This window comes from Roseateles sp. P5_B10 (genome assembly GCF_056400485.1).
Window position 1 is genome coordinate 1 of record NZ_JBFULE010001023.1, and the last position, 1,630, is coordinate 1,630.

Annotated in this window: 1 protein-coding gene; it reads left to right on the plus strand. The window is 64.0% G+C overall.

Annotation, left to right across the window (positions count from 1 at the left end):
- Positions 1-7 precede the first annotated feature (7 nt).
- The coding region (locus AC1DU6_RS30400) for a PAS domain S-box protein (protein ID WP_477861798.1) at positions 8-1,630 on the plus strand (1,623 nt) is incomplete at its 3' end.

Consider the following 1,630-nt stretch of genomic DNA (forward strand, 5'->3'; position numbering starts at 1 on the left):
GACCTACATCCGCAAGGACGGCAGCCGCTTGCCGGCCGTCGTGTCGGTCACCGCGCTGCGCGACGCCCAGAACGCCATCATTGGCTACCTGCTGATCGGCACCGACAACACCGCGCGCAAGCGCGCCGAAGAAGCGCTGCTGAAGGCCGGCGCCTTGCAGAACGCGATCTTCAACAGTGCCAACTTCTCAAGCATCGCCACCGACGCGAAGGGAGTGATCCAGATCTTCAACGTCGGCGCCGAGCGCATGCTGGGCTACACGGCCGCTGACGTGGTGAACAAGATCACGCCGGCAGACATCTCCGACCCGCCGGAATTGATTGAGCGGGCCAAGGCGCTGAGCGTCGAACTCGAGACCCCGATCGCCCCCGGCTTCGAGGCGCTGGTGTTCAAGGCCTCGCGCGGCATCGAGGACATCTACGAGCTGACCTATATCCGCAAGGACGGCAGCCGCTTCGGAGCGGTGGTGTCGGTGACGGCGCTGCGCGACGCGCAAGACGCCATCATTGGCTACCTCTTGATCGGCACCGACAACACCGCCCGCCAGCAGGTCGAAGAGGAGCGCCAGAAGCTCGACCAGCGCTTACGCGACCAGCACTTCTACACGCGCTCGCTGATCGAATCCAACATCGACGCGCTGATGACAACCGACCCGCGCGGCATCATCACCGACGTCAACAAGCAGACGGAGGCCCTGACCGGCTGCACGCGCGACGAGCTGATCGGCGCGCCGTTCAAGAACTACTTCACCGYGCCACACCGGGCGGAAGCAGGCATCAAGCGCGTGCTGGCCGAGGGCAAGGTCACCAACTACGAACTGACCGTCCGCGCCAGGGACGGCAAGCTCACCGTGGTGTCGTACAACGCCACCACCTTTCATGACCGCGACCGGCAGCTGCAAGGCGTCTTCGCGGCGGCGCGCGACATCACGGAGCGCAAGCAGTACGAGGAATCGCTGCGTCACGCAACGCAAAAGGYCGAACAGGCCAATCGTGCCAAGAGCGAGTTTCTCGCCAACATGAGCCATGAGATCCGCACCCCAATGAACGCGGTCATCGGCCTGACCTATTTGCTCGGGGAGACCTCGCTGGACGAGGAGCAGGTGGCCTTTCTGGCGAAGGTCAAGCTCGCGAGCAAGTCGCTGCTCGTGGTGCTGAACAACGTGCTCGATCTGTCAAAGATCGAAGCCGGCGAGTTGATCGTCGAGAACACCGCATTCAGCCTGCGCAGTTTGCTGAAGGAGCTGAGCGACGTGATGGCGGTGCAGGCCGAGGCCAAGGGCGTCGCCTTCGAGATCGTCGTCGAGGACGAGCTGCCGGTGGTGCTGGAGGGCGATGCGACGCGCCTGAGCCAGATCCTGACCAACCTGCTGTCCAACGCGATCAAGTTCACCGAGCAAGGCAGTGTCGAGCTGCACGTGCGGATGCTTGCCGCCACGGCCCAGCATGCGACGCTGTCGTTTGCCGTGCAAGACACCGGCATCGGCATCGCGCCCGAAGTTCAGACGCAGTTGTTCGCGCCGTTTGCCCAGGCGGATGCGTCGATCACACGGCGCTTCGGTGGCACCGGSCTGGGGTYGTCGATCGTCAAGCGATTGGCGAACCTGATGGGCGGGCACGTGAGTCTGGAG